26 protein-coding genes are annotated in these 26,173 nt (G+C 67.7%); 13 read left to right on the top strand and 13 right to left on the bottom strand.

Annotation, left to right across the window (positions count from 1 at the left end):
• Positions 1-53 precede the first annotated feature (53 nt).
• On the top strand, positions 54-1,013 hold the full coding sequence (locus OG300_RS12785) for a helix-turn-helix domain-containing protein (protein WP_405495456.1): 960 nt from the start codon (positions 54-56) through the stop codon (positions 1,011-1,013).
• A complete protein-coding gene (locus OG300_RS12780) occupies positions 1,010-1,201 on the top strand; it encodes a DUF397 domain-containing protein (RefSeq protein ID WP_405495454.1) in 192 nt (63 codons plus the stop codon). The genes OG300_RS12785 and OG300_RS12780 overlap by 4 nt, the downstream gene beginning before the upstream one ends.
• Before the next feature lie 3 nt (positions 1,202-1,204).
• Here the strand turns inward: OG300_RS12780 and OG300_RS12775 are convergent, their stop codons facing one another.
• Positions 1,205-1,510, bottom strand: coding sequence for a winged helix-turn-helix transcriptional regulator (locus OG300_RS12775; protein WP_405498537.1), 306 nt, complete (start codon positions 1,508-1,510; stop codon positions 1,205-1,207).
• 188 nt (positions 1,511-1,698) lie between these two features.
• On the opposite strand from OG300_RS12775, the gene OG300_RS12770 reads away from it, so the two are divergent.
• Complete coding sequence (locus OG300_RS12770; protein WP_405495452.1) at positions 1,699-2,580, top strand: NAD(P)-dependent oxidoreductase; 882 nt, start codon at positions 1,699-1,701, stop codon at positions 2,578-2,580.
• A 61-nt stretch (positions 2,581-2,641) separates the two neighbouring features.
• On the opposite strand, the gene OG300_RS12765 is transcribed toward OG300_RS12770, so the two are convergent.
• The 6 genes from OG300_RS12765 to OG300_RS12740 all read right to left on the bottom strand — a co-directional run bounded on the left by OG300_RS12765 (position 2,642) and on the right by OG300_RS12740 (position 10,069).
• Entirely contained in the window at positions 2,642-3,865 is a 1,224-nt protein-coding gene (locus OG300_RS12765) for a hypothetical protein (protein ID WP_405495450.1), read from the bottom strand.
• A 4-nt stretch (positions 3,866-3,869) separates the two neighbouring features.
• Entirely contained in the window at positions 3,870-4,091 is a 222-nt protein-coding gene (locus tag OG300_RS12760; RefSeq protein ID WP_405495448.1) for a hypothetical protein, read from the bottom strand.
• Between the two features lie 123 nt (positions 4,092-4,214).
• Positions 4,215-6,581: a GMC family oxidoreductase N-terminal domain-containing protein gene (locus OG300_RS12755; RefSeq protein WP_405495446.1), complete on the bottom strand. Its 2,367-nt coding sequence runs from the start codon at positions 6,579-6,581 to the stop codon at positions 4,215-4,217.
• A gap of 16 nt (positions 6,582-6,597) precedes the next feature.
• Complete coding sequence (locus OG300_RS12750) at positions 6,598-7,611, bottom strand: hypothetical protein (RefSeq protein WP_405495444.1); 1,014 nt, start codon at positions 7,609-7,611, stop codon at positions 6,598-6,600.
• Between the two features lie 14 nt (positions 7,612-7,625).
• Positions 7,626-9,242, bottom strand: a complete 1,617-nt coding sequence (locus OG300_RS12745) for an aldehyde dehydrogenase family protein (RefSeq protein WP_405495442.1) — start codon at positions 9,240-9,242, stop codon at positions 7,626-7,628.
• A gap of 104 nt (positions 9,243-9,346) precedes the next feature.
• Complete coding sequence (locus OG300_RS12740; RefSeq protein ID WP_405495440.1) at positions 9,347-10,069, bottom strand: FadR/GntR family transcriptional regulator; 723 nt, start codon at positions 10,067-10,069, stop codon at positions 9,347-9,349.
• Between the two features lie 276 nt (positions 10,070-10,345).
• Between OG300_RS12740 and OG300_RS12735 the strand changes: the two genes are divergently transcribed.
• Together OG300_RS12735 and OG300_RS12730 are read left to right on the top strand one after the other, a co-directional pair.
• Positions 10,346-11,476 carry a glycosyltransferase gene (locus tag OG300_RS12735; protein WP_405495438.1) on the top strand — a complete coding sequence of 377 codons (1,131 nt, stop codon included), beginning with the start codon at positions 10,346-10,348 and terminating at the stop codon, positions 11,474-11,476.
• Between the two features lie 73 nt (positions 11,477-11,549).
• A complete protein-coding gene (locus OG300_RS12730; protein ID WP_405495436.1) occupies positions 11,550-11,921 on the top strand; it encodes a hypothetical protein in 372 nt (123 codons plus the stop codon).
• Between the two features lie 39 nt (positions 11,922-11,960).
• Here the strand turns inward: OG300_RS12730 and OG300_RS12725 are convergent, their stop codons facing one another.
• On the bottom strand, positions 11,961-13,076 hold the full coding sequence (locus OG300_RS12725) for a hypothetical protein (protein ID WP_405495434.1): 1,116 nt from the start codon (positions 13,074-13,076) through the stop codon (positions 11,961-11,963).
• A 259-nt stretch (positions 13,077-13,335) separates the two neighbouring features.
• On the opposite strand from OG300_RS12725, the gene OG300_RS12720 reads away from it, so the two are divergent.
• The 5 genes from OG300_RS12720 (at position 13,336) to ald (ending at position 16,801) form a co-directional block, all read left to right on the top strand.
• Positions 13,336-14,526 (top strand): anion permease, encoded by a 1,191-nt coding sequence (locus tag OG300_RS12720; RefSeq protein WP_405495432.1) that lies wholly within the window; start codon positions 13,336-13,338, stop codon positions 14,524-14,526.
• Between the two features lie 14 nt (positions 14,527-14,540).
• On the top strand, positions 14,541-14,846 hold the full coding sequence (locus OG300_RS12715; protein ID WP_405495430.1) for a hypothetical protein: 306 nt from the start codon (positions 14,541-14,543) through the stop codon (positions 14,844-14,846).
• A gap of 3 nt (positions 14,847-14,849) precedes the next feature.
• A complete protein-coding gene (locus tag OG300_RS12710) occupies positions 14,850-15,152 on the top strand; it encodes a DUF3349 domain-containing protein (protein ID WP_405495428.1) in 303 nt (100 codons plus the stop codon).
• 32 nt (positions 15,153-15,184) lie between these two features.
• Positions 15,185-15,496: a DUF3349 domain-containing protein gene (locus tag OG300_RS12705; protein WP_405495426.1), complete on the top strand. Its 312-nt coding sequence runs from the start codon at positions 15,185-15,187 to the stop codon at positions 15,494-15,496.
• Between the two features lie 198 nt (positions 15,497-15,694).
• Positions 15,695-16,801 (top strand): alanine dehydrogenase, encoded by a 1,107-nt coding sequence (gene ald, locus OG300_RS12700; protein ID WP_405495424.1) that lies wholly within the window; start codon positions 15,695-15,697, stop codon positions 16,799-16,801.
• A 121-nt stretch (positions 16,802-16,922) separates the two neighbouring features.
• Here ald and OG300_RS12695 read toward each other — a convergent pair whose 3' ends face one another.
• Positions 16,923-17,429 carry an Lrp/AsnC family transcriptional regulator gene (locus tag OG300_RS12695; protein WP_405495422.1) on the bottom strand — a complete coding sequence of 169 codons (507 nt, stop codon included), beginning with the start codon at positions 17,427-17,429 and terminating at the stop codon, positions 16,923-16,925.
• 261 nt (positions 17,430-17,690) lie between these two features.
• Here OG300_RS12695 and OG300_RS12690 point away from each other — a divergent pair, with 261 nt between their 5' ends.
• Positions 17,691-18,653 (top strand): DMT family transporter, encoded by a 963-nt coding sequence (locus OG300_RS12690; RefSeq protein WP_405495420.1) that lies wholly within the window; start codon positions 17,691-17,693, stop codon positions 18,651-18,653.
• 16 nt (positions 18,654-18,669) lie between these two features.
• Here OG300_RS12690 and OG300_RS12685 read toward each other — a convergent pair whose 3' ends face one another.
• Positions 18,670-19,299: a flavin reductase family protein gene (locus OG300_RS12685; protein ID WP_405495418.1), complete on the bottom strand. Its 630-nt coding sequence runs from the start codon at positions 19,297-19,299 to the stop codon at positions 18,670-18,672.
• Between the two features lie 65 nt (positions 19,300-19,364).
• Here OG300_RS12685 and OG300_RS12680 point away from each other — a divergent pair, with 65 nt between their 5' ends.
• Complete coding sequence (locus OG300_RS12680) at positions 19,365-20,078, top strand: ArsR/SmtB family transcription factor (protein ID WP_405495416.1); 714 nt, start codon at positions 19,365-19,367, stop codon at positions 20,076-20,078.
• A gap of 7 nt (positions 20,079-20,085) precedes the next feature.
• On the opposite strand, the gene OG300_RS12675 is transcribed toward OG300_RS12680, so the two are convergent.
• From OG300_RS12675 to pruA, 3 genes are all read right to left on the bottom strand, one after another.
• Entirely contained in the window at positions 20,086-21,525 is a 1,440-nt protein-coding gene (locus OG300_RS12675; RefSeq protein WP_405495414.1) for an amino acid permease, read from the bottom strand.
• A gap of 142 nt (positions 21,526-21,667) precedes the next feature.
• Positions 21,668-22,636 carry a proline dehydrogenase family protein gene (locus tag OG300_RS12670; protein ID WP_405495412.1) on the bottom strand — a complete coding sequence of 323 codons (969 nt, stop codon included), beginning with the start codon at positions 22,634-22,636 and terminating at the stop codon, positions 21,668-21,670.
• On the bottom strand, positions 22,636-24,297 hold the full coding sequence (gene pruA, locus OG300_RS12665; protein WP_405495410.1) for an L-glutamate gamma-semialdehyde dehydrogenase: 1,662 nt from the start codon (positions 24,295-24,297) through the stop codon (positions 22,636-22,638). The genes OG300_RS12670 and pruA overlap by 1 nt, the downstream gene beginning before the upstream one ends.
• Before the next feature lie 179 nt (positions 24,298-24,476).
• Here pruA and OG300_RS12660 point away from each other — a divergent pair, with 179 nt between their 5' ends.
• Positions 24,477-26,162, top strand: a complete 1,686-nt coding sequence (locus tag OG300_RS12660) for a PucR family transcriptional regulator (RefSeq protein WP_405495408.1) — start codon at positions 24,477-24,479, stop codon at positions 26,160-26,162.
• Positions 26,163-26,173: the final 11 nt, after the last annotated feature.

Raw genomic sequence — 26,173 nt, 5'->3', positions numbered from 1 at the left:
TAGAATTGGAACGTCGAAACTAGTAATTCGAGAGATTCAACTGGAAAACCAGTATGGAACAATCAGTTTGGAGCTTCCCGGATAGCGAGGCTAACGAAATGGCTGGGTCAACTCTCCCGCTCAGGGCTATGGGTCGCCTTCTCCGAGGTCATCGGATGCATGCTGGCAAGAGTCAATTGGCTGCCGGACTGCATATCGAGATTTCGCCGCAGACTCTCGGCCGAATGGAGGACGGACAGAAGATAAAGATCTCGACCGTCCAGATTGGTTCGCTGCTCGACTTTTATGCGATAGGTGAGCCCAGCCCGGAGCGCTCTGAAATCCTCGGATTGTGGGATGAGGTCAAACAGGAGATTCGGGTAGCCAAACGTAGCGGATCGTCGGCAGGTTGGTGGCGGGCCTACTCCGACCAGTATGCGTACCACTTCGACCAGTACCTGGCACTGGAAGCCACCGCCTGCGGCATCACCGTCTTCCAGCTGGCGCTGATCCCTGGTCTGTTGCAACACCCGGACTACCGGCGTGCCATGATCCGAATCGCTGATCCAGAGCTGTCAGCAGTCGACATCGAACGTCGACTCGAGCTGGCCGCACGTAGGCAGTCGATGCTGACTGAGCGAGCCGACACAGTCGGCATGAAATGCCTACTGTCAGAAGCGGTTCTGGGGCACCGGCCAGGTGGCCGGGAGGTCATGGCCGCGCAGTGTCGATTCCTGGCCGAGTTGACGACCAGGCCGAACATCGCCCTGAGAATCGTGCCCTCGGATGCCGACGGTCATCTCGGGCTGGTCGTTCAGTCGTTCACCCTGCTGGAGTTTCCGCCCCTGTCAAGTCGCAATCTGACCGAGCCACCGGTCGTCTACGTAGAGGGCTACGAGGGCGCGCTGTACCTGGAGCACAGCAGCGTGATCGAACGTCATCGACGAGCGATCGCGAACATAGAGCAGGTAGCGTTGAGTGAAAGCGATACCAAGCAGCTGTTTTCGAGGTTCGCAGAGGAGTTCGGGACGTGATCGATCTATCCGGCGCGCGGTGGTTCAAGTCCAGCAAGAGTCCTAACGCTGATACGTGTGTCGAGATCGCGCATCTGTCGGCTGAGGCTGTCGGCGTGCGCGATTCGAAGGATCCGGGTGGGCCGGTGTTGGTGTTCTCGGGCGGTCAGTGGGATGCATTCCTCGCCAGTGACGTTTGGCGGGGCTGAGCGTTAGACGGCGTGGACGCGGTCTGCGCCGATGCGGGCGATGCGGCGGGTGCCCCAGGCTCCGAGGGCTGTCAGGGCCGTGTTCAGGGCTTCGCCTTCTTCGGTGAGTGAGTACTCCACGCGGGGTGGGATTTCGGGGAAGAGTTCGCGGTGGGTGATGCCGTCTTCGGTGAGTTCTCGGAGTTGCTGGTTGAGCATTTTTTCCGAGACGCCGGGGAGGGCGCGGCGGAGTTCGCCGAAGCGGCGGGTGCCGCGTTCGTGGAGTTCCCAGAGGATCAGAGACTTCCATTTGCCGCCGACCACGTCCATGGCGGCGTCGATGCCGCAGAAGTAGGGGCCGGAACGTTTGTCGTGCACGGGTACCTTTCTGAGCTGGAGACACACCTTTTGGTCAGTGTCTGAGCGAAAAGTGCGTACTTGCAGGGCAACACCGGGGAGGGCAGCCTCGATTCCAGCGCGCGCTGAGACAGTCGAATCGAGGCGAGAGGTATTCCAGCATGACGAACACGCAGTATCCGGCGGTGACCGTGCTCGGGTTGGGGGCGATGGGGTCCGCGATCGCGGCGACCCTGGTGAAAGCCGGTGTGGAGACCACAGTCTGGAATCGCACGCCGGGCAGGGATGCGGAGCTGGTGGCGGGCGGAGCGGTGGCGGCGGGTACGGTCGCCGAGGCGGTGGCAGGTGCGAATCTGGTGATTGCCGTGCTGTTGGATCATGCCTCGGTGCACGAGCAACTCGATCCGGTGGCGGCCGCGCTGGCGGGCACCCGGTTGATCAATCTCACCAGTACGACGCCGGAGCAGTCGCGGGAGTTGGCGGGGTGGGCGTCGGATCACGGGATCGATTTCCTCGATGGCGGAATCATGGCGGTACCGGCCATGATCGGTGGCCCGGCCGCGAGCGTTCTCTACAGCGGCTCACGCACCGTTTTCGACACCGACCGCGAGATCCTCGAGCTGCTCGGCGGCGCAGAGTATTTCGACGATGATCCCGGAACCGCCGCATTGCTGGACTTCGCGCTGCTTTCGGCGATGTACACGATGTTCGGTGGCTTCTTCCAGGCCGCGGCGATGGTGTCGACCGCTGGCATCTCGGCCGAGCAATTCGCGCCGCGCGCGACCGCCTGGATTGCCGCGATGGCGCAGCAGTTGCCGGGATTCGCCCGCAATATCGACACCGGCGAGTACACGGAACACGTTGTGCAGGACCTGCGTTTCACGAAATCCGCACTCGATGCCATTCGAGCCGCCGCACACGACGCGGGCGTCTCCTCCGAACCCGTGGATGCGCTCGCGACTCTCGTGGATCGCCAGATCACAGCCGGTCATGGTGCTGCCGCATTCGATCGCATCACCTTGGAACTGCGCGCGGTGCACTGAACGCAAACGGTGTTCGGCTCCACCGGCATAATCCGTTGGGGCCGAACACCGTTCACGTCACCTACTGCGTCAACTGCAATGTTGCAGTCAATGTCGACAATTGGTCGCCGAGCGCCAGATCGGCGATGCGCTGTTCGATCTCGTTGCGCTCCAAGACCGGTAACGCCGACCACAGCTCGCCGACGCGTGACTGCGCATCCGGTTCGGCAACCGCCAGGACCTTCAACAGCGGCGGCCACAGGTGCCCGGTGCTCGCCACGGTCGGGAGTTGCGTGAGTGTCGCGGAGTCGAAATGCGAGATCGCGGCACCAACACGGCGGGCAATCGACGGTTCGGCGCGCTCGATCAGTTCGAGCAGCCCACGCCATACCGCGGGCTCGGTCGACTCGCTGACCGCCGCCGCCAGCGCGTCGATCGATTCCGGTTCGGCGAGAATCGAGTTGGCGGCCAGCAGATCCAACGCCGAGGGGCTCAGGTGGGCGACGAAACGCAGGGTCTCGGACACCGCGTCACCGGCGAGGAAGGTGGCGACCAGGTCACCGATCTCATCGGCGGAGCCCAGATCGAACAGGATGTCACCGATCGCCTCGATGACGTCGAGGTCGCAGCGGGAGAACACCGACAGCGCCGCGAGCCGCAGCTCCTTGGACCCGGACAGGATGGTGCGCACCAGTTTCGGCATGCGCCGCCCCTCACCGGCGAGCAGATGCCGCACGATGACGCTGATGTTCTCCCCGGAGTACGAGTACGACGCCGAGCGGATCAGCCCCTCGTCGTCGTGCACGTCCGTCTCGACAGCGTGCACGAGCTCCGGTGTCGCATAGGCCAGGAACGGCCCGGCGGTCACATAGTCGCCACGCTTCAACAGCTCGTTGATGATCCGCATGACCGGTTTCACCGGTGCGATATCGGCGAGCTGCCCGACACTGTGCGGATCCATGTACGGCGCGGCCGCCGCGGCATACGCGGGGTCGAGCATGCCGACCGCCTCGGCGGCCTTGCGCGGATGATCCACCCCGATCGCGCCCGCCGCGCGCCCGGCCATCACCGGCGGCACCATCCGCTGCACGATCGGCATCGAAATGGTCAGCGGGATGATCGGCACCAGCAGCGACAGCCGCGAGAAGATCGCAGTGTGTTGATCGAAGATGACTTTCGCGAGGCGTTCCTGCAGTTCGTGCAGGTGCGCCGCGCCGAGTCGTTCCAGATGCCCGAGCTGTTCCTCGGGCACGTGCAGAGTCCGCGAGAGCAGGGTGATCTGCGCGCGGGTCACCAGGTCGCTCATCGTGTCACCCGAGCTTGTTGCCGAACATGATCTTCTTGGCCGCGGTGCTCAACGGCCACGGCAGCGCCCCGACCGTCTTGTCGACGGCCTCGACCATGGCTGCGGTCTCGGTGCGCTGCGCCTGCTGGAAGACCGTCAGCAGGTCGGCGGTCTCCTGCTCCGAGAGTAGGTCGAGAGCGGGCAGCGGCCCACCCAGCTGCTGCTCGAGTTCGCCTCTGGCTGCCATTGATTGGTCCCCGATCTCCGGAATGACCCGGATCACCCCTTTTTGCTATACCAAGGTGTACCAAGATCGTTGGCAGTGCGCCAGCCCCGAAAACGTGGTCCTACGGGCGAGATACGGTACGGCTCACCCCAGATCGGCGGCGATCAGGTCGGCGGCGCGCAACGCGAACGCCATGATCGTCACCTGCGGATTGACGCCCAGCGAGGTCGGGATCACCGACCCGTCGACGACATACAACCCGGTCGTCCCGAACACCCGATGCTCGAAATCCACCACCGCACCTCGCGCGTCCGCACCCATGCGCGCGGTGCCCAGCGGATGCGGGCCCATCATGCGGAACTGCCGGGGACTCAACGACACTTCGGCGACCGTGCGTGCCTGATCGAGAGTCCGGATCGGCGGTGTCCCCGCGATCGGCAACGCCACCTGCTCCGCACCGCCGTGCAGGAACAGCTCCGCCAGCGTCGCGCACGCGTACTGCAACGCAGACTGCACACGCGGGGACACGCTGTAGCGCACCAGAGTCCGCCCGCCCGGACCGTGATGCACACTGCCGGTCCCGGTGTCGCGCACCATCGCCCCGAACTGTTCGGTGTGCGCCCACCGGTTCATCCACTCACTGAGCCGCGCCCCGTGGAACGGCAACACCGCGGCCGCGAACTGCGGTGGAATCGCGACCCCTTCGAAGGTGACGAGGTCATCCTCCGGTGCACGCACGTGATACCCCTGCGGAATCTGATCCCAGGGCGCCCCGGCGGACGGCATCAACGCGACCGCCCCCAGCGACGGATGCACCGACAGGTTCCGGCCCAGCGCGGGCAGCGTGATCCCATTGCGCCGCAGCAACAGTGGCGTCATCAATGTCCCGGTCGCGGCCACCACCGCCCGCGCCCGCACCTCGAGAGTCCGTGGGGCGCCGTGGGCGTCCTGACCTTCGGCCAGCACCCCGGTCGCACGCCCACCCGACATCAGGATCCGCGTCACGGTCAGATTCGTGAACAGCTGCGCGCCACCCTTCAACGCGCGCGGCACCCAGCTGACATTGCTGCTGCGTTTGGCATCGGTCGGGCATCCATAGACGCACTGCCCCTGCCCATCACAGCCGACCGCGTTGCGCGGCAAAGGCCCGTGCGCCGCACCGAGCACATCCGCCCCGTGCCCGATGATCTGCGCGACCCGCCCCAGATAGCGCGGATCGGCTGCGGTGATACCCAATTCGGCCTCGACCTCGTCGAGATACGGCTTGAACCGCTCCGGTTCGAAGTCCGACGGGAACCCGGCCTCGAGCCATTCCCGCAGCACCGCGTCGGGCGTGCGGAACGCGGTCCCGGAGTTGATGGCGGTGGTGCCACCCACCAGGCGCCCCGTGCTGATGCCCAGCACCGAATTGCCGACCGCCAGGTTGTATCCGCCGTCGCGCCAATACTTCTGCGTCCGCTCCCCCAGATCACCCTGGAATTGCGCGCGCCGCGCGTACTCACCCTCCTCGACCATCACCACACCGAGCCCCTGCTCGGTCAGCCGCGCCGCGACCGCTGCCCCACCCGCGCCGGTGCCGATGACCACCACGTCACAGTCCACGCTGTCGTGTCCGGGCAGCCCGTCGGGGGTGGTGACATTGGCCATCCAGCCCGGCTGCTGCTCGAGCAACGAGGAGCGATAGTCGGGCGCACCGATCGCGTCGAGATAGCGCCGGTCACTGAAATGTGCGATCCGCACCGGTGTTTCGACCGCGTCCACGGCGTGCCGCAGCGTGGCGCTGTGGCGGGCGGCCTCGAGCACCGCACCCCGTTCAGCCGTCGGCAACGCCGAGAACGACTTGCGATGCGAGGCGCGCGCGGCGGCGTCCAGCCCGCGCACCGCGACCTTCAACCCCGACTGCATCAGCGGAGTCATATGCCCGACATAGCTTTCGATCCGATCCACGGTGCCCTCATCGACCGGCGGCACCACCCCGTCGGCCACGATCAGCGCCTCGGCCAGCGCCCGCACCGTCGCGCGCTGGTGCGCGCCGAACGCGCTGACCGGATGACTGCCGTCGGCCAGATCGTCACGCAGCGACGTCCACGGCTGGAACGAGCGCAGGAAACTCGGATAGTCGTTGGCGAAGAACTGCATTCGCCCGTGCGCGATCTCCTCACCTTCCCGATACAGGGTGGCGTCGAGATTGGTGAGGCTGGCGTGGGCGCCGCGCAGCCAGCGCACATCCTTGTGTCCGCTCAACCGCCACCCGCGACCCTCGTCGTCGCGGAACTCGAGTTCGTAGCGCATGAGCCGCTTGGTGACCGGCAACGCCACCAGGGTCCCGGTGACCGCGGCCCCGTCGGCCCACGGGATCGCGCGGATGGTGCCGGTCAAATGCGAGCGGCCATTGGTGACGAACCCGAGCGCCCGCCCGGATTCGCACCGCAGATCGACCGCCACGTGATGGGCGTGCCCGGCGGCGTCGTGCAGTTCGCCGCGCATCGTCTCGAAGAAGGTCAATGGCATATCGGGGTGCTCTCGCTCAGACGATCGGGGAAACCGCGGCAACCGGCTGCGGGACAAGGAATTCCAGTGCGCCCCCGTGCGGGCTGCGCAGCTCGAACGCATTGCCGTCGACCGGCGCGACATGCGCGCTGACCGCCGCGGTCTTGGAGTTGAGGCAGTAGCTCGTCGCGCGCGCCGGATTGCGGTAGGCCAGGCACACCATCTGCTCGGGTTCGGCACTCATTTGCAGCGTCGCGGTGCCGTGCCGGCCACGCATGCGCAGACTCCACTGCGGGAATTCCAGGTGAGGCTCCTGCCGCCACAGATCGACGACACGGTCGAAGCGGTACTCCTGCTCACCGCGACGGATCACCATCATCGAGATCAGCGGCGTCACTTTGCCGCCCACCCGGGTGCGCCCTGAGGCCGCCTCCAGCACCGCGAACGGCGACCCGTCGCGAACGTCGGTGAAAACGCAATGCCCCCAAGCGTATTCGGGACTGTGCTCGCGCCCCCAGTTGTGGCCCTGCATGCCGTGCCAGCCGGTCAGATCCCACTGTTCCTCACCCCAGCGCACCTGCCCCAGGCACGCCGCGACCGGGAACGGGGTGACGAGCTTGTTGCTGGGGACCGGGCTGCCCAGCAGCCGATCGGTGGGCAGCATCGACAGCGGCTCACCCCCGCCGGCGGGCTTGCTGAACGCGAGATCCCAGCTCACCGTCTGCGATTGATCCGACAGCGTCCCCGCGGTCGTGCCGCCCCGCCCGGTCAGCGACATCGACAGCGGGCCCAGGCTCAAGTCCTGTCCCAACGCGTGCGCCTCGAATCGCGCTGCCTCCAAAGGCATGTCGAGACACCACGCATGGGTGCGCTTGCCGTCGAACACACTGCACCAGGCCTGCGCGATCGCGGTGCCGTCGCGGGCGGTGAGGATCGTGGCCTTGATCCACACCGCACGCGGCGACTGCGGATCGTTGGCGCGCACGAACCACGATTCGACGTGATCGGTACCGGGTCGCAGGCGCGGGTTGTTCCAGGCGATGGCGGTCATATCCGGTGTGGTCCTCACAGTTTCGGGCGACGGCTGAGCATGCCGAGCAGTAGTTGTCCGGCCCGCCCGTATCCGAGCAGGCGACCGGCGGCGTGCGGAGCCAGCAGGCTCGCGCCCAGCGCCCGCATGGCGTCCTCGAGTTCGGGACCGTAGGGATACCACCAGGGCCGTTTGGGTCCGAACGCCGGACCCCGCGGCAGGTCGATGACCTGCGTCCAGCTGGTGTCCAGCAGCGCGTCCACCCCGTGCGAGCGCCCGAATCCCGACAGCCCGACCCCACCCCAAGGCAGCTCCGGCGTCGAATACAGCGTCGCCGCAACATCATTGATCGCGACCGCACCCGCCCGCAGCCGCGCTGCCAGTGCTCGCGCGCGTGGGACATCGGCGGAGAACACGCTGGCGGTGAGCCCGTACTCGCTCGCGTTGTGCAGGGCGAGGGCGTGCTCGTCGTCCTTGAACGCCGCCACCGCGACCACCGGACCGAACGTCTCCTCCTGCCACACCACCGATTCGGTCACCGTGTCGCCACTGATCACCGCGGGCGCACACCGCCGATTCGGCAACGGCGCGCCACCACTGACATCCAGACCGCACTCGGCAGCGGCCTCCAGATGCCGACGCCAAATCCGCTGCTGCCGTTCATCGATGGCGGGTGCCAGATCCCGGCGGGTGTCGATACGCCGCAGCTTGTCGTCGAGGCGAGCCACGAACACGTCGTGCAGGCTCTCGTGCACCAGCACCCGCTCGATCGAACAGCAGGCCTGCCCGCCATTGAAGGTCGCACCCCACGCCACAGCCGAGGTCGTGAACTCGAGGTCCGCGTCGTCGAGCACGATCGCGGCATCCACCCCGCCCAACTCCAGACCCACCGGAATCGGGAAGCGGGCCGCCGCGGCCATCACCGCGCGCCCGGTCGCCACCGAGCCGGTGAACAACACCTTGTCGGGCTGTCCCGCAACGAGTTCCGCACCGAGCGAGCCGTCACCGACGGCGAGCTGCAACACCCCGGACGGCAGCCCGGTCGCCGCAATCACCTCGACCAACGCCTCAGCGACTCCCGGCGTGAGCTCGGAAGGCTTGAGAATGACCGCGTTCCCGGCGATCAACGCGGGCAGCACCTGGCTGAACGGGATCAGGAACGGCAGATTCCACGGCGCGATGGCCACCACCACGCCGTACGGGCGATGCACCCGAATCGCCTTGCGATACGGCGCGATCGGAGTCGGAATCCGCTGCGGCCCCAGCACCGCCTCGGCGGAATCGAGGTGATGGCGTGCCAGCGCGATCGCCGGAACCAGCTCATGAGCGACGGCTTCCGCACGCGGCTTACCGTTCTCCCCGCTGATCACCGCCGTGAGCCGCTCGAGATTGTCGAACAACAACTGCGGCAGCCCCGCGAGCACCGCCACCCGGTCGGCGACACTGCGCGCACCCCATGCCGCCTGCACCGCCCGTGCCCGCTCCAGGAGTTCCAGCGCGGACAACTGATCGTCGCGCTCGCCGAGCGTCGCTCCCGCGGCGCGACTCTTCGTCGACGAATCGGCGACCGAACCCGTGTCCTGGTGCCCGTCGGGCGGTGGCGCACCAGTGTGTTCGTCGGGAACCTCGGGCTCCGGGGGCCGAAGGGTCATGCGCGTACCGCCTTGTCGAGAACATCAGCAGGTCCTGGCCAGGTGGCCAAGTGGTCAGACCAATAGTAGCGAGAGGTTCGCGAAAGACAAGACCGGTTTTCGGGCTAGTCGCGGGCCTGCGCGTTGCCCAGCAGGGTATTGAAGGCGGTCGCCGCCAGCGCCAGCAGCTCATCGCCCGCGGTCCGGGCCGCCTGCTCATCCCCCTGGATCACCGCATCGGCCAGCGCCCGATAGCGGTCCAGACTGCTCACCTCGTCGGCCATCACCCCGGCGAGCACCTGCACCGCGGGCTCGTACACCGCCCGCAGATCGTTGTAGAGCAGCCGGTACACGATGGAATCCGAGCCATCCACCAGATGATCCCAGAACGCCAGCGCCCGCAACTGCTGTCCGACCGGATCCCGTTCCGCCGCAAGCGCTTCCAACGCATCGTTGAGCACGTCGGCCAACCCGGGCCCGCCTCGCCTGGCCGCCATCCCCGCCACCTCGCGCCCGATCACCTGCCGCGTCTCGAGCACCGAGCGCACCACCGCCTGGTCGATCCCGCTGCCGCGCACCAGCAGTCGCGGCAACATCTCCAGCCCGGCATGCCGCCGATAGTCCTGCACGGTCGTCGACCCACCCTGCCGTACCTCCACCAAGCCGGTGTGTGCCAAGCGCTGCAATGCCTCCCGCACGGTCGGCCGCGACACCCCCAGCGTTTCCGCCAGTGCCCGCTCCGCGGGCAGCGTCGACCCAGGCGCCAACTCCCCGTCCAGCACCTCCCCGACGAGCTGCTCGAAAACCGTATCCGGCACCGTGCGACGATCGATCCGCTTGAAGGCCATGCCTCGCACGCTATGACCAGTCAGCAAACAGGTCAAGCGGCCAGACCAGTCACGGACCTCGGTCCGCCCCGAGACCACCACCGGTGCTCGCCGTTCCTGATCACCGGGTGTCAGTCGCTGAGCTGGCCCGGACTCGGCACCGGGACCGCCGCGTTCAGTGTTCGCGAATCCCACTGTGCCGGGTTGGAGGGTGGTTCGCGCGGTTTTACGCGGGTGTTCATGTGGCGTTGGCACCGGGGGTGCCGCCGGTAACCCGGTGCCCTGCACGATCGGCCCGTGCGCATCGTTCAGCTTGCGAATTTCTACGGGCCGCGCTCAGGGGGTTTGCGCACCGCACTGCATCATCTCGGTGCGGGATACGTGGCCGCCGGGCACGAGGTGGTGCTGATCGTGCCAGGTCCGCGCCGCGACGAGGAACTGCTCGCGTCGGGGGTACTGCGAATCACGGTGCCCGCGCCCGCGATTCCCTGGGCCGGCGGATATCGGGCCGCGGAACCCAGGCGTGTCGCCGACACCCTGGCGGGGTTGCGCCCGGATGTGCTCGAGGTGTCGGATCGGTTGACACTGCGCGGTTTCGGGCGCTGGGCGCGCCGCCGCGACATCGCCGGGGTGATGATCTCCCATGAACGCCTCGACCGGCTGCTCGGTCAGGTGCTGCCCGGCCCCGCCGCCCGCCGGGCCGCCGACGTCGCCAACCGCCGCACCGCCCAGAACTACGACATCGTGGTCTGCACAACACAATTCGCGCGCGAGGAATTCGAACGCATCGACGTGGAGAACGTCGAACTGGTCCCGCTCGGTGTCGACCTGGACATGTTCCGCCCCGACCGCCACGACACCCGCCTGCGCACCGACCTGGCCGCCTCCGAATACCCGCTGCTGGTGCACTGCGGCCGCCTCTCGGTCGAGAAACGCGTCGACCGCAGCATCGCCGCCGTGAGCGCCCTGCGCCGCCGTGGCGTCGACGCCCGGCTGATCGTCGCCGGTGATGGCCCCCGCCGCGAAGCCCTCGAACGCCGTGCCCGCCTCATCCCACCCCTGGCCGACGGCCGCCCCACCGTTCACTTCGCCGGATTCATCGACGACAGAACCACTCTCGCCACCCTGCTGGCCACCGCCGACGTCTCCCTGGCCCCCGGCCCCCACGAAACCTTCGGCCTCGCCGCCCTCGAAGCCCTCGCCGCCGGAACGCCCGTGGTCGCCAGCCGCTCCTCCGCCCTCGCCGACATCGTCACCGGCGACTGCGGCGCGGTAGCCGCCGACCATCCCCGCGCCTTCGCCGAAGCCGTCACCGACGTCCTCTCGCGCCCGCAGGCCGACCGCCGCCGAGCCGCCCGCACCCGCGCCGAGCAATTCACCTGGCCCGCAGCCGTTTCCGGCATGCTGGACCTGCTCGCTACCCGCTGATCAAGACTGCCGACCGGCAGCGGCCCTGCGGCTGTTAAGAATTCGACAAGTGGGTGCGGCGAGAGTGCTGCGCATGGTTGGTAGTCGCGGCGGCGTGCTGGAAATGGTCGGGGGCATCGCAGGTGCAGTCGGAGGGGCGGTAGCGGGTTTCCTCTACCCGATGGCGATCATCGTGCTTCAGCGAGATCTGGAAATCACCGATCCGCACCGACCCGCGACCGCCACGCCGGACGGGCCCGTCGAGTACGGCGTGGGGTCGGTCGGCTACTGGGCGAGCTGGATCGCGACGTTCGCCGCGATACTCGCGATCGGGGTCCTGGGGTCGAAGTATCGGCGAACACGCACTGCCGCCGTGCCCGCGACCGTGGTGTTCGCGTGCGTATCCGTGCCGTTGTCCCTGCTGTTCATCGCCTTCGACTTCGGTGGTGCACCGCATCCGAGTTGATCGGACGGACAGCGGCAGCGACTTCGATGCGGTGACAGCTCAGTCGCGAGTGGGGTCCGGCTGCCAGGGCAGGTAGTCGCGCCCTTCGGTCGCGGCGGCGGATTTGGCGGAGTTGAGCTGATACGGGGTGATGCCGCCGGGCTGCCAGGGGCCGACCGAGCCCGCGGAGATGGCGGTGGCGGCCTTGGGAACCAGCCCGATCTCGTTGCGGATCACCGTGATCGGACGTTCGGCCAGGGAGAACCAGTCCAGGTCCAGGAAGTCGTGGCTGCCCTGGGTCAGCGCGCCGCGACGCATGGCATCGCCCAGGCGGCCCGCCATGCCGGTGGTGCTGAGGTGGCCCGCGTCGGCTTCGAACAGGCCCGCGCCCGCGCGCAGGTAACCGGTCTCGAACAGCGAGATGACCATCGCCAGCAGACTGAAGGCGCGCGGATCGTCGTTGGCGCGCGCCATGAACGCGAACACCTCGATCTCGTTCTCGAGGGTGGTGCCGTATCCGGCGAGCACGTGCACCCAATCATGCTGGGCCAGTAGCGGCGGCGCGGATCCGGGCTTGCCGGGGGTGACGAAACCGCGATCGCGGTAGAAGTCGGCGACACCGCGCCCGAGCGTGCCGACGGGCAGCTCCCACAGTTGCGCCCAGCGGCCCGCGAGCACCGGATCGTTGTCGACCGCGCCCCAGGACGTGTCGAGCCCGACGGTGTGCAGGGCATCCAGTCGCGGCGCGGCCATGCCGCCCAGGTAGCCGTTGCGATCGAAGTCGACCGCGGCCAGATCCACCGCGCCCTCGGCGTACTCGCGCGCGACGGTGATCATGTCGTCGTCGACACCGAGCGCGTCGGCGTACTCGCGCAACCGGTTCGCCACCGATTCCGGCAGCGGCCGCACCACCAGCGCGGCCAGCAGCATGGTCTGCACGACTCGTTCGCGGAAGATCCGATTGCGCCGGGCAAGCCCGCTCGCGTACTCCGCGGCCCCGATCGGCGTCAGCTCCGCCAACTCCACCGGATGCCCGGTCATCGACAGGAACATCGCGGGAATCAGCAACTCCTGCAGCGGCGTCAGCCCGGTCTCGCTGGTCACCGCGGTGACCACCCCTCGCGCCACCAGCCGCACCTCCGCGGCGTCCGGCGCCGTGAGCAGCACATCCTCCATGTCGCACAGCCTCCCGATCGATCATGGCCCCGCGGCCAAAGCTCCATTCTGGCCGGGAACGGCGGCCCGCGCCCGCCGGTTTCACTGCTGGCGTAGCCGTGGCCGGGTCGCAGCGAAAATGTTTGCCAGCAGCCGGAATTCACCCCGGGGTAACGAAATCGGCCGTGCAGCTGCACGCGACGAATCGGGCATTTGAATTTCGAATGAACAGCGGCTGTGTCGCCCGGATGTTTCCGTGTCCACCCCCGAGACTGTGGGGGTGAGCGCTGAGCTTCTGGTTTTGTTGATCGTGATCGTCACCGCGTTGGCATTCGATTTCACCAACGGGTTTCACGACACTGCGAATGCGATGGCCACCTCCATTGCGACCGGAGCCCTCGGACCTCGGACGGCGGTGGCCCTATCGGCCGCGCTGAACCTGGTCGGGGCTTTCCTGTCGGTGGAAGTCGCCAAAACTGTGTCCGGTGGCCTGCTGAATATCAGCGGTGTGCACCATATGGCCCTGCTGCACATTGTGTTCGCGGGGCTCGTCGGCGGGATTCTCTGGAATCTGATGACCTGGTTGCTGGGTATTCCGTCGAGTTCCTCCCATGCCCTTTTCGGTGGTCTGATCGGTGCCGCGGTCGCGGCGCTCGGCGCCAGCGGAGTTATCTGGACCGGCGATCAGAAGACCGGGGTGATCAGCAAGATCATCATTCCGGCCGTGCTGGCCCCCTTCGTCGCCGCCCTGGTCGCCGCGCTGGGCACCTACGCGGTCTACTGGCTGACTCGCCGCTCGGAAAAGGGCAAGGTCTCCACCGGATTCCGCTGGGGCCAGATCGGTTCGGCCTCCCTGGTCTCCCTGGCCCACGGCACCAACGACGCCCAGAAGACGATGGGCGTCATCTTCATGGCGCTGGTCGCCCACGGCACCTACACCGGTAACGACGACATCCCGATCTGGGTGAAGGTCTGCTGCGCACTGGCGATTGCGGCGGGCACCTACCTCGGCGGCTGGCGCATCATCCGGACCCTGGGCAAGGGCCTCGTCGAGATCGATTCACCACAGGGCTTCGCGGCCGAATCCTCCTCGGCGGCAATCATTCTCACCTCGGCGCAGTTCGGTCTGCCGCTCTCGACCACGCAGACCGCGACCGGTTCCATCCTGGGCACCGGCCTGGGCAAGCCGGGCGCGGAGGTGCGCTGGGGCGTCATGGGCCGCATGGCCACCGCCTGGCTGGTCACCCTGCCGCTGGCCGGTGTGGTCGGCGCGGTGTGCTGGTTCATCGCCGATCTGGGCGGCAGCCTGCTGGGTGTGCTGATCGTGCTGGCCATCCTGATCGCGGCCTCCACCTGGATGTACCTGCGGTCGCGCAAGAACCCGATCGACACCAACAACGTCAACGCCGAATGGGAGGGCGGGCTCACCCCGGCCGACCAGCCGGACGAGAACGCTCGCGCGGCGGCCTGAGGAGCATCGGACCAATGAACACCTTCAACGCCATCGCCAAGTCCCTCGGCGAAGTGACGCTGATCGCGCTCGTGCTGGGCGTCGGTGTCCCGGTGATCGTGGCGACCGGAATCCGTTTCTGGGCACCGGAAACGGTCGGCGCGGACGGCGGCACGGCCACCGTGCCCGCCAACCGCAACGCGGTGACCAATGCCATCGCCTACGTGCTGTTCGCGGTCGCCCTGGTCATCGTGGCTGCCGGAATCCTGTACGTCGCAAAGGATTTCATCAGCCACACCTTCGATATCCAACTGTTCGGCGCCAAGCCCCCGAAGAAGTGAGTTATGACGACCAACCGCTCGATCCTCTCCGTCGTACTGGACTGGCTGCGCGCGGGCTACCCGCACGGTGTGCCGCGTGAAGACTATGTGGCCCTGTTCGCGGTGCTGCACCGTAAGCTGACCGACACCGAGGTCGACGAGGTGATCGAGCAGTTGCTCGCCTCCGACGGCGTCGTCGACAACGCGGCCATCGAGCACGCCATCGCGGCGCTCGCGCACGAGAAGCCCGGCGCGGACGACGTGAACCGGGTCGCTGCCCGGCTCGCCGCCGGTGGCTGGCCGCTCGGCCATCCGTCGGAGGCGTGAGAAACCCGCTGGCGCTGTAGAACCGGAGTCCGATGGACCTGTCCGAACTGCTCGCCCGGATAGTCGGCTGGTTGCGTGCCGGCTATCCGCAGGGTGTGCCCGACACCGACTACCTGCCGCTGCTGGCGGTGCTGGCACGGCGGTTGTCGGAAACCGAAGTGCGCCAGGTGGCCGACGCGCTGATGCTCGAGGGCGCACTGCCCGCCGACCGCGCCGACGCCGGGGTCGGTATCACCAAGGTGACCGACGAGATGCCGCGTGAGGCCGACCTCGAGCGGGTGCGCGAGCACCTGCGCGCGGGCGGCTGGCCGGTCGACGACACCTGGCCCGAATCGCAGCCGTGAGGTCACTCGGCGGCGTCGAATATGTTTCGACGAGCACCGCCGAGTGACCACTCGCTCCGAAATAATGAACAGTCTTTTCGCCCACTGAAGAATCTTCTTCAGCCCTGTGGCGATCATTCCGCAGAATATTCCATACTTCGCTGCGAGTGGTGGCGGTCACGCCCCCCGACCGGATCGAACGAAGCGAGGACTGCGGACATGAAAATCGGGATCCCCCGCGAGGTGAAGAACCACGAGTACCGCGTGGCGTGCACGCCCGCGGGCGTGCACGAGCTGGTCGCTCGCGGCCACGAGGTGTTCGTGGAGGCCGGTGCGGGCATCGGGTCCACCTTCGAGGACGACGCCTACCGCTTCGCGGGCGCGCGGATCCTGGCCACCGCCGACGAGGTGTGGGGCATCGCCGAACTGATCCTCAAGGTGAAAGAGCCTGTCGCCGAGGAATATCCGCGCCTGCGCGACGGCCAGGTGCTGTTCACCTACCTGCATCTGGCGGCCTCGCGCGAATGCACCGACGCGCTGCTGGCCTCCGGCATCACCTCCATCGCCTACGAAACCGTCACCGCCCGTGACGGTTCGCTGCCGCTGCTGGCGCCGATGAGCGAGGTCGCCGGACGCCTGGCCCCGCAGGCGGGCGCCTATCACCTGATGCGCAACGGCGGCGGCCGCGGCGTGCTGATGGGTGGCGTGCCCGGCGTGCGTCCCGCCTCGGTGGTGGTGCTCGGCGCGGGCGTCTCCGGCCGCAACGCCATCGCCGTCGCGCACGGCATGCACGCCGACGTCACCGTGCTGGACCTCAACATCACCCGCCTGCGCGAGATCGACGACCTGTATCACGGTCAGGTGCGCACGGTCATGTCCAACCGCCTCGAGGTGGAGAACCTGGTCCGTGAGGCCGACCTGGTCATCGGCGCGGTCCTGGTGCCCGGCGCGAAGGCCCCCACCCTGGTCTCCAACGACCTTGTCGCACAGATGAAGTCGGGTTCGGTCCTCGTCGACATCGCCATCGACCAGGGCGGCTGCTTCGCCGACTCGCACGCCACCACCCACGCCGACCCGACCTACCGGGTCCACGACTCCCTGTTCTACTGCGTCGCCAACATGCCCGGCGCGGTCCCGCACACCTCGACCGTCGCCCTCACCAACGCCACCCTCCCCTACGCGGTCGCCCTGGCCGACAAGGGCTGGCGCGACGCGGTCGCCGCCGACGCGGGCCTGGCCGCCGGTCTGAGCACCCACCGCGGCGAACTGCTCTCCGAATCGGTTGCCGCGGCACACGGTTACGCCGCCCACCCGCTGGCGGCCTGAAACCCCGGGCCGCCGGACCTCACTACCGGCGGCCCGGTCCCGACCGCGCGTTCCGAGGGAATGCGCGGCACGGTCCTTCTCCGGGATGCCCCGCAGGTCACCGGGGAAGGACCGTTCGCACTCAAGGCGTGAGCCGAGGCCCCGGCCGCAGATGATCGAAGATCAGAATCGTCTCGGTCGACGACACCGCCGGATGCGCACTGAGATGCTCGAGCACGAATTCCCGCAACTCCCCCGAATCCGCGGTGGCCACATGAATCAGGTAATCATCCGCGCCCGCGATGAAGTACACATTCTCCACCTGCCGCAAAGCCCCCATCTGCGCCCCGAACTCGGCCAGATGACTGCGCGCCGAGGAATGCACCCGCACCGCGATCATCGCCTGCAGATCCCGCCCCACCGCCGCCGGATCGATATCGGCATGAAACCCGCGGATCACGCCTTGCTCGACGAGCGCCCGCACCCGCCCCAAACACGTGGAAGGCGCGATCCCCGCCGCAGCCGCCAACGCATTGTTGGTCATCCGCCCGTCGCGCGATAGCGCATCGAGCAGCACTCGATCGATGGCATCGAGCGGGACCGCGGCCCGCGCACCCGAAGCACTGGATACTGAAGAAACTCTCTTCATAAAGGAAATCTACCGAAATTCCTTCGCACCTGAGCCCAATATCCCCCGAATATTCATCACCTTCGCTCCCCGCCTCGACCGCTGACTACCCTCATCGCATGGGTACCTATTGGCACGCAGTCACCCCGCCGCCCGTCGCCTGACCGGGCGCATCGACTGACCTCCCTCTCCCGTTCCGGCTGACTCTCGCAGCAGTCCGGGCTTCGGCATGCGCCCGTTTCGATTCCTCCCCATCGGAATTCGACGACGGAGAACTCCACCGTGCCCAATCGCACCCTTTCCCAACCTGTTTCGTCCACCGCCGCGTCCGTCCGTACCGGGACCGCCGCGATCCTGTCCGCCTCGATCTTGTGGGGCAGCACCGGCACCGCGGCTTCGCTGGCCCCGCCCGGTATCTCCGCCGCCGCCATCGGTGCGACCGGTCTGGCAGGAGGGGGTCTCCTGCTGTGTGTCACCGGCCGCCGTAATCGTCCGCACTACCGACCTTCCGAACGATGGCTGCTCGTGCTCGGCGCCTGCGCGGTAGCCGGATATCCCGTCACGTTCTACCCTGCGGTGGCGCGCACCGGCGTCGCGGTCGCCACTGTCGTCGCACTCGGCAGTGCGCCGGTATTCGCGGGCCTGCTGGCCTGGTGCACCGGTCGTGGTCGTCCGTCTCCCCGCTGGTGCGTGGCGACCCTGCTGGCCGTAAGTGGTTGTGCCGCACTGGTCGCCGGGCCCGAACTCAGCGACTCGAACGCGATGATCGACCTCCGCGGCGTAGCGCTCGCGTCCTGCGCCGGGCTCACCTACGCGGTGTACTCGCGCCTCGGCGGCACGCTCATCAGCCGCGGGCATGCCTCGAATTCGGTCATGGGCACGATGTTCGGCATCGCCGCGGTGCTGGTGCTGCCGGTCGTCGCGGGTTCGAACCCGATGTGGCTGAGCACGTTCCGAGGTGCGGCCGTGGCCGTGCACCTGGCGGTCCTCACCACGTTCCTCGCCTACCGCCTCTTCGGATACGGCCTGCGCCACACGAGCGTCGAGACGGCCACCACGCTGACCCTGGCCGAACCGGCTGTGGCCGCTGTACTGGGCGTGACGGTCGTCGGCGAACGACTTCCGCTGCTGTCCTGGGCGGGCATGGCGATTCTGGCTGCGGCATTGTCGCTGCTGACTTTCCGGCGGCGAACCCGGAAGCCCAGCACGGACGTCGTTGCCGAGGCTTCCGGACCGCGCCGGTAGCCTCAGCGGTCCGGCGTCACTGCCGCCCGGTGACACCGGCGCCGACGGTGTTGGCGGCACGGAAGTTACGGCCCAACTCGGGCCCACGCTGGATGTAATGCCGGAACACGTAGAACAGTGGCCGCCACGCGTCGACGCGGATGTGCCGCAGGTCGTCCTCGACGATGTCGGGGTGTGCGTGCACTCGCAGCAGCTGGGCTTCCACTACACCGAGTCCGAGTTCGCCTGCGGGCCGCACCGTTCGCGCACGACATTCCACTTGCAGCGGGCACTCGGCCACCCGCATCGCCGTCACCAGGTCGGCCGGGCGCGGGGTGAGCCCGGCCGCGGTGAACTTGTCACGCTCGGTGCGAAACTGCTCCGCCTTGTGCGGCGGCACCGGATCCGCGCCCGTGAGCGGGGCCAGCCTTTCGACCTGCGGCCACAGATCCTCGCTGGGGTAGTTGAGTACGAAGTCGGGGCGATCGGTGAGGTTGCGATAGCTCTGTCCGGCGGTCTGCAAACCGAGCATCACGGTTTCGCCGATCGTCCACACGGAGGACATCGGGGCCAGATTGGTTGTGCCGTCCGCGTTTTCCGTCGAAATCAGCACCGCGAGACTGCCGGGGTAGAACACGGGGGGTTTGATCACACAGCTGTCGGTCATGTCGCCAACCTTCGCCCACCGACATATCGGGCGCCGCCGATATGTCCGGGTCCTACACTGCGGCCATGCGTAGCGTGGGGCTGGCCGAGCTGGCCAAGGTATTGGCCGACCCGACTCGGGCGGCGATGTGCGTGGCATTGCTGGACGGTGGCACCTGGACGGTGGGTGCGCTGGGCCGGGTCGCGGGCGTATCCCCGTCCGCGGCAAGCGAACAGGTGGCCCGGCTGACCGAGGCAGGTTTCGTGACGACTGTCCGTCGGGGCCGCTACCGCCACATTCGGCTGGCAGGCCAGCAGGTGGCCGAACTGGTGGAGCAACTCAACAAGCATGCCGATCACCAGCTCCCGACCAGCCTGCGAGAAAGCTTGCGCGCCAGCCGGTTCGCGTACGCGCGGACCTGCTACGACCACCTTGCCGGGGTGGTCGGCGTGGCGCTGCGCGACGGCATGGTCCGGACCGGGCTCATCGATGACCGCGCGGGGCTGGCGGTCACCGACTCGGGCCGGGACGCGATGACCGCGCTGGGCGTACCGTTGCCGACCGTCGATTCCCGTCCGGTGCTACGCGACTGCCTGGACTGGACCGAACGCCGTCAGCATCTGAGCGGGGCGCTCCCGGCCGCGTTCCTGGAACACGCGCTGGCCCGAGGCTGGGTATCGCGCCGAACAGATCGAGTACTGCAGATCCACCCGAGCGCCGCGGCCCCATTCGCGACGCTCGGAGTGAACCTGGACGCACTCGACAGCTCAGGCAATCGGCCGTCGAACGATCGGAATTGATTGCGGCTCAGGGGGTTTCGGCGGCACCCGCTGTCGCGGCCGGGCGGGCCAGGCGGGAGTGGTTGCGCGAGTAGCCGAAGTAGACGCAGAGGCCGACGATCAGCCAGACCGCGAAGCGGACCCAGGTCTCCCAGGGCAGCGACCAGATCAGGTAGATGGAGAAGCCGATGCCGACGACGGGCACCACCGGCATCAAAGGCAGGCGGAATTCCCGGGGTTCGTCGGGGCGGGTGTAGCGCATCACGATCACCGAGACGCTGACGACGATGAAGGCCATCAGGATGCCGATATTGGTGAGTTCGGCGACGGTGTTGATGGGGAGCAGGCCCGCCAGGATCGCTGAGCCGAAGCCGACGATCCAGGTGACGCGGGTCGGAACCTTGCGGGTGGGATGGGTTTTCGCGAACCAGGCGGGGAGCAGGCCGTCGCGGCTCATGGCGAACCAGACGCGGGTGACGCCCAGCATGAAGGTGAGCACGACGGTGATGATGCCGACGATCGCGCCGACGGCGATGATGTTGGCGACGCCGGGCATGCCCACGGATTTGAATGCCGTGGAGAAGCCGCTGGTGGGGCTGATCTCCGTGTACTTCTGCATGCCGGTGAGCACCAGCGTCGCCAGCACGTAGAGCACCATGGCGATGGCCAGGGAGTAGATGATCGCCTTGGGCAGATGCTTTTTCGCCTCGGTGGATTCCTCGGCGGCGGTGCTCATGGCGTCGTAGCCGAACACCGCGAAGAACACGGTCGCCGCACCCGTCCACACCGCGGCGACACCGTGCGGGAAGTAGGGGCTGTAGTTCGCGCTGTCGATCTTGAAGACGCCGAGCACGATGATCAGCAGCACGATCGCCACCTTGATGCCCACCGCGACCGTCTCGAACCGGCCCACACTGCGGATCCCGCGCGACAGGATGAACGCGCTGCCCAGACAGAACAGCATCGCGAAAACATCGACCACATGCCCGTCGCCGGTGCCGGAGGCCCCGAGCATCCAGTGCGGCAACGTGATTCCGATCTGATCCAGCAGGAAATTGAAATAGCCGGAGACCCCGATCGCGACCACCGCCGCCACCGCCACATACTCGAGCAGCAGATCCCAGCCGATGAACCACCCCGCCAGCTCACCCAGCGACACATACCCGTAGGTGTAGGCCGAGCCCGCCTTCGGCACCATGCCCGCGAATTCCGCGTAGCACAGTGCCGCACACGCACTGGCGAATCCGGCGATCAGGAACGACACGAGCACCGAGGGGCCGGTCGTATTGTGCGCGACCGACCCGGCCAGCGCGAAGATGCCCGCGCCGATGATGCCGCCGACCCCGATCGCGGTCAGCTGCCACAGCCCGAGATGCTTGGACAGCTGCTGATCGGTGGGTGTGTCGTCCTCGATCTCGGCGATCGGTTTGCGGCGCAGGATCTGTCCGCGCACTTCCGCGAGGGACATGCGGCCTCCTTCGGTTCCCCCGCGCACCGCCACGATGCAGTAACGCAGGTCACATTTCGAGCTGGCTCAGCTAATCCGACCACGACCGGTGTCGGGATCGGGCGGTTGGTTAAATAAAGTTCAGAAACCTTGTCCTAGCGGCTCAGTTCGCCGCCTCGGCGCGCCGCGGACGCAGCGCGCGCAGGAAGAAGGCGAGATTGGCCGGACGCTCGGCCAGCCGCCGCATGAAATAGCCGTACCACTGATCGCCGTAGGGCACGTACGTGCGCAGATGCGCGCCATCGGCGACGAGACGCTGCTGTTCGTCGTCGCGGATCCCGTAGAGCATCTGGTACTCGTATTCATCGGGTTTGCGCCGCGTGGCACGCACCGCGCGCTCGGCGGCGGCGAGCATCAGCGGATCATGCGTGGCCACCATCGGGTAGCCCTGCCCGCGCATCAGCACGTCGAGACAGCGCAGATACGACGCGTCCACCTCGTCTCGGTGCTGATAGGCGACCTCCGCGGGCTCGCGATACGCGCCCTTGCACAACCGGATTCGCGATCCCGGCCCGGACATGTCGCGACAGTCGCCCTCGGTGCGCAGCAGGTAGGCCTGCAAAACCGTTCCGACCCAGGCAAAGTCCGCACGCAGCTCGCGCACGATCGACAGGGTGGAATCGGTGGTGGTGTGGTCCTCGGCGTCCACGGTCACCCATACCCCGGCCGCCTGTGCCGTCGTGCAGATCTGCCGGGCATGTTCGAGGGCGATCGCCGCTCCGTCACGTGGCAGCGACTGCCCCAGCGCGGAGAGCTTCAGCGAAACCTCCAGCGGCCGCACCGCTTCCCGCGCTTCGGGCAGTTCAGCCAGCATCGCCAACAACGCCAGATAGTGCGAGACAGTGGTCCGCGCCTGCTCGAGGTCGGTGGTGTCCTCACCCAGATAGTCGATGCTGACGTAACGACCGCTCGCCAGCAGCTCGCTGGTCGCGGCCTGCGCCTGTGACTCGGATTCCCCAGGCACGAAGCGCCCCACCAGCTTTCGGGTCGAGTGCAGTCCCGTCACGGTGTGCTTCACGCGTGGCGACCGGGACGCGGCCAGCAGCGCCGGACGCAAGACGGTGGTGAACATCAGCGGGCCTCCCTGCCGGTCACGTCGCTCTGCTGGTGCGGATACCGATGGTCGGTCGGCGGCACGAAGGTCTCCTTGATGGTGCGTGCCGAGGTCCAGCGCAACAGGTTCTGTGCCGAACCGGCCTTGTCATTGGTGCCCGAGGCGCGCGAACCACCGAACGGCTGCTGCCCGACCACCGCGCCACTGGGCTTGTCGTTGATATAGAAATTGCCTGCCGCGAACCGCAATCGGTCACTCGCGTGTGCGATGGCGGCCCGATCCTGCGCGATCACCGCGCCGGTGAGCCCGTAGGCGGCACCTCGATCGACCAGATCCAACGCGGTGTCGAATCCGCCGGGCACGCTGTCGTCGTAGACGTGCACGGCCAGGATCGGCCCGAAGTATTCGGTCCGGAACGCCTCGTCGGTGGGATCCTCCCCCAGCAGCACGGTCGGTTCGACGAAATAGCCGACACTGTCGTCGGCGGTTCCGCCGGTCAGCACGGTCAGGCTCGGCGTTGCCTTGGCGCGGGCGAGCGCGTCCGCATTGCGGTCGAACGCACGCCGATCGATCAGCGCCCCACCGAAATTGGTGAAATCGGTGACGTCGCCGTAGCGCAGCGCCGACACCTCGGCCAGGAAATCCCCCGACAGCGCCGCCCACACCGACTTCGGCACGAACGCCCGCGAGGCCGCCGAACACTTCTGCCCCTGATAGTCGAACGCGCCGCGAATCAGCGCCGTACTGAGCACCTTCGGATCCGCCGACGGATGCGCGAGCACGAAATCCTTGCCGCCGGTCTCCCCGACCAGCCGCGGATAGGTGTCGTACCCGGCGATATTGGCGGCCACCTCCTGCCACAGTCGCTGGAACGTCTCGGTGGAGCCGGTGAAGTGGATGCCCGCCAGCCGCCGATCGGCCAGCACCACCTCCGACACCTCCGGACCGTGCCCGTGCACCAGATTGATCACCCCGGGCGGCAACCCCGCCGCCTCGAGCAACCGCATCGTCCAATGCGCCGAAAGTGCCTGCGTGGGTGCGGGTTTCCACACCACGGTATTGCCCATCAGCGTGGGCGCGGTCGGCAGATTGCCGGCGATGGCGGTGAAATTGAACGGCGTGACCGCGTAGACGAACCCTTCCAGCGGCCGATACTCGACCCGATTCCACACCCCCGGCGACGACACCGGCTGCTCGGCGAGAATCCCGCGCGCGAAATGCACGTTGAACCTCCAGAAGTCGGCGAGCTCGCAGGGCGCGTCGATCTCGGCCTGATAGGCGGTCTTGGACTGCCCGAGCATCGTCGCGGCCGCGATCGTTTCCCGCCACGGCCCCGACAGCAGATCCGCCGCCCGCAGGAACACCGCCGCGCGCTCGTCGAACGACAGCGCCCGCCACCCCGGCCCCGCGGCGTGCGCCGCCTCGATCGCATCGGTCACGTCCCGGGCTGTGGCGACGGTGATCGTGCCCAGCACCGCGTCGTGCCGATGCGGCTGCACCACTTTCACCTGCGCACCGGGGCTGCGTCGCTCGCGCCCGCCGATCACATGCGGGATCTCCACGGCCGTGGCGGCCAATTCGATCAGTGCGGCCTGTAGCCGGGCGCGCTCGGGTGTGCCCGGCGCGAAGGTGCCCACCGGTTCGTTCACCGGGTGCGGTGCGACCGTGACGGCGTCCATGACTTCCTCCTGACGATTCCAGAACCCGGGCGCTCGCGGGTGTGGCCCGGATCACGCGAACAGCGAGCCCGAGTCAACTCCGAATCCGCCCACAAGGATTGGTCCGGTCGGACAAAATGGGCCCGACATTGTTGTACGTTCGAATGAACGGCCGCACCATCGGATCGGAGACCAGCCCCATGGCCAGCGACAACCCACACCCGCCCGCCGGTGGGCTGCCCGTGGTTGGCGATCGTCCGGGAATTCCACTGCGGGAGTTGCTGATTGTCCTCGGCTCGACGCTGGTGGATCTGCTCGACGAGCCCGCCGGCGACGAGGTGGTGATCAGGTCGGTCGCGTTGGTCGACGGCTCGGATCTGGCAGCCGAGAGCGGTTCACGGGCACCCGGATCGGATCTCTACCTGCATGTCGGAGTCACTGATTCGGAAGCGGCGCACTGGTTGCGGGACCTGGCACACCGGCCGACCCGGCAGCGGCCGCGCGCGGTGCTGTCCAAGACCGCGAGGCAGTCCCCCGCACTGCGGCAGGCGGCGCGGGAGGTTGGAGTCGCGGTGGTGGCCGTGCATCCGCAGGCGCGCTGGGGCCAGGTGTATCCGCTGATTCGCGGGATGCTCGATCGTGGCGGGCACGACGGCGGGGAGCACGATCTGCTGGCCGCCGACACCGACCTGTTCGGCCTGGCGCAGACCGTGGCGCGCAACGCGGGCGGCATGGTGACCGTCGAGGACGCGCACTCTCGGGTGCTGGCCTACTCCGCCTCCAACGACGCCGCCGACCGACTGCGGATCCAATCGATCCTCGGACGGGAGGGCCCGCGCGAATACCTGCGCATCCTGCAGCGGTGGGGCGTGTTCGATCGATTGCGCAACTCCGATGAAGTGATCGACCTGCCCGCGCACCCCGAACTCGACATCAAACACCGGCTGGCCGTTGGCATCCGGCGTCCCGGCGCGGACTCCACGGTGCTCGGCACCATCTGGTTGCAGGAGGGCGAGCAGCCCTTCGCGCCGGAAGCCGCCGAGGTGCTGCGTGGTGCGGCGGCCATCGCGGCGCGCATCATCTCCCGCACCCTCGACGCGCCCTCGACCGAGGCCCTGCTGGTGCAACGACTCTTCGGCGCGCGTGGCAGCGGTGTCGACGTTCCGTCGCTGGCGGGCGCGCTGAATATCCCGATGAACGGCCCGGCAGCGGTCATCGGGTTCGCGATCAGCGGCACCCCGCTCACCGACCCCCTCCGCGCCGCCCTCGGTAGCGCACTTCGCCTGCGTGCGAGCGCTTTCCGCGGCGACTCGCTCTCGGCCTCGATCGGCGACCGCGCCTACGTGCTGCTCCCGCACTACCAGTCCGCCCGTGCGGTGACCGCCTGGACCCGGCAGCTGGTGGAGCGCCTGGAATCCGGCGGCATCCCGAACCTGCGGGCCGCCATCGCGATTCCGGTCGCCGACCTCACCCAGGTGGCGCGCGCTCGCGGAGAGGTGGACCGTGTCCTCGACAGCACCGCCGCCACCTACCCGCGCGACCGGGTCACCACCCTCGCCGAATCCCGCACCGCCGTACTGCTCGGCGAGATCCTCGACCTGATCGCCGCCCGCCCGGAACTGCACGATCCGCGTCTGACCGCCCTGTTCGACTACGATCGCGGCCACGCGGCGAGCCTGTGTGAGAGCGCCGAACACTATCTGCGCCACCACGGCGACGTCCGCGCGGCCGCCGAAGCCCTGCGCATCCACCCGAATACGTTGCGCTACCGGCTGCGTCGCGTGCAGGACATCACCGGCATCGACCTCGAGGATCCGGCCGATCGCCTGCTGCTGGAACTGCAACTCGCCCGGCATCGCCGCACGACGAGCGACACCGAAGGGTGAAATAGCGTGCT

Origin of the sequence: Nocardia sp. NBC_00511, from assembly GCF_045161165.1 — a bacterium.
GTDB lineage: Bacteria > Actinomycetota > Actinomycetes > Mycobacteriales > Mycobacteriaceae > Nocardia.
The sequence above is the reverse complement of the archived record's forward strand: the minus strand, read 5'-3'. Positions and strand labels throughout refer to the sequence as shown.

Coding starts and splice junctions, on each gene's coding strand:
- OG300_RS12785 (WP_405495456.1), top strand. CDS start 54: ATGGAACAATCAGTTTGGAGCTTCCCGGATAGCGAGGCTAACGAAATG.
- OG300_RS12775 (WP_405498537.1), bottom strand. CDS start 1,510: ATGGACGTGGTCGGCGGCAAATGGAAGTCTCTGATCCTCTGGGAACTC.
- OG300_RS12770 (WP_405495452.1), top strand. CDS start 1,699: ATGACGAACACGCAGTATCCGGCGGTGACCGTGCTCGGGTTGGGGGCG.
- OG300_RS12765 (WP_405495450.1), bottom strand. CDS start 3,865: ATGAGCGACCTGGTGACCCGCGCGCAGATCACCCTGCTCTCGCGGACT.
- OG300_RS12760 (WP_405495448.1), bottom strand. CDS start 4,091: ATGGCAGCCAGAGGCGAACTCGAGCAGCAGCTGGGTGGGCCGCTGCCC.
- OG300_RS12755 (WP_405495446.1), bottom strand. CDS start 6,581: ATGCCATTGACCTTCTTCGAGACGATGCGCGGCGAACTGCACGACGCC.
- OG300_RS12750 (WP_405495444.1), bottom strand. CDS start 7,611: ATGACCGCCATCGCCTGGAACAACCCGCGCCTGCGACCCGGTACCGAT.
- OG300_RS12745 (WP_405495442.1), bottom strand. CDS start 9,242: ATGACCCTTCGGCCCCCGGAGCCCGAGGTTCCCGACGAACACACTGGT.
- OG300_RS12740 (WP_405495440.1), bottom strand. CDS start 10,069: ATGGCCTTCAAGCGGATCGATCGTCGCACGGTGCCGGATACGGTTTTC.
- OG300_RS12730 (WP_405495436.1), top strand. CDS start 11,550: ATGGTTGGTAGTCGCGGCGGCGTGCTGGAAATGGTCGGGGGCATCGCA.
- OG300_RS12725 (WP_405495434.1), bottom strand. CDS start 13,076: ATGGAGGATGTGCTGCTCACGGCGCCGGACGCCGCGGAGGTGCGGCTG.
- OG300_RS12715 (WP_405495430.1), top strand. CDS start 14,541: ATGAACACCTTCAACGCCATCGCCAAGTCCCTCGGCGAAGTGACGCTG.
- OG300_RS12710 (WP_405495428.1), top strand. CDS start 14,850: ATGACGACCAACCGCTCGATCCTCTCCGTCGTACTGGACTGGCTGCGC.
- OG300_RS12705 (WP_405495426.1), top strand. CDS start 15,185: ATGGACCTGTCCGAACTGCTCGCCCGGATAGTCGGCTGGTTGCGTGCC.
- ald (WP_405495424.1), top strand. CDS start 15,695: ATGAAAATCGGGATCCCCCGCGAGGTGAAGAACCACGAGTACCGCGTG.
- OG300_RS12695 (WP_405495422.1), bottom strand. CDS start 17,429: ATGAAGAGAGTTTCTTCAGTATCCAGTGCTTCGGGTGCGCGGGCCGCG.
- OG300_RS12685 (WP_405495418.1), bottom strand. CDS start 19,299: ATGACCGACAGCTGTGTGATCAAACCCCCCGTGTTCTACCCCGGCAGT.
- OG300_RS12680 (WP_405495416.1), top strand. CDS start 19,365: ATGCGTAGCGTGGGGCTGGCCGAGCTGGCCAAGGTATTGGCCGACCCG.
- OG300_RS12675 (WP_405495414.1), bottom strand. CDS start 21,525: ATGTCCCTCGCGGAAGTGCGCGGACAGATCCTGCGCCGCAAACCGATC.
- OG300_RS12670 (WP_405495412.1), bottom strand. CDS start 22,636: ATGTTCACCACCGTCTTGCGTCCGGCGCTGCTGGCCGCGTCCCGGTCG.
- pruA (WP_405495410.1), bottom strand. CDS start 24,297: ATGGACGCCGTCACGGTCGCACCGCACCCGGTGAACGAACCGGTGGGC.
- OG300_RS12660 (WP_405495408.1), top strand. CDS start 24,477: ATGGCCAGCGACAACCCACACCCGCCCGCCGGTGGGCTGCCCGTGGTT.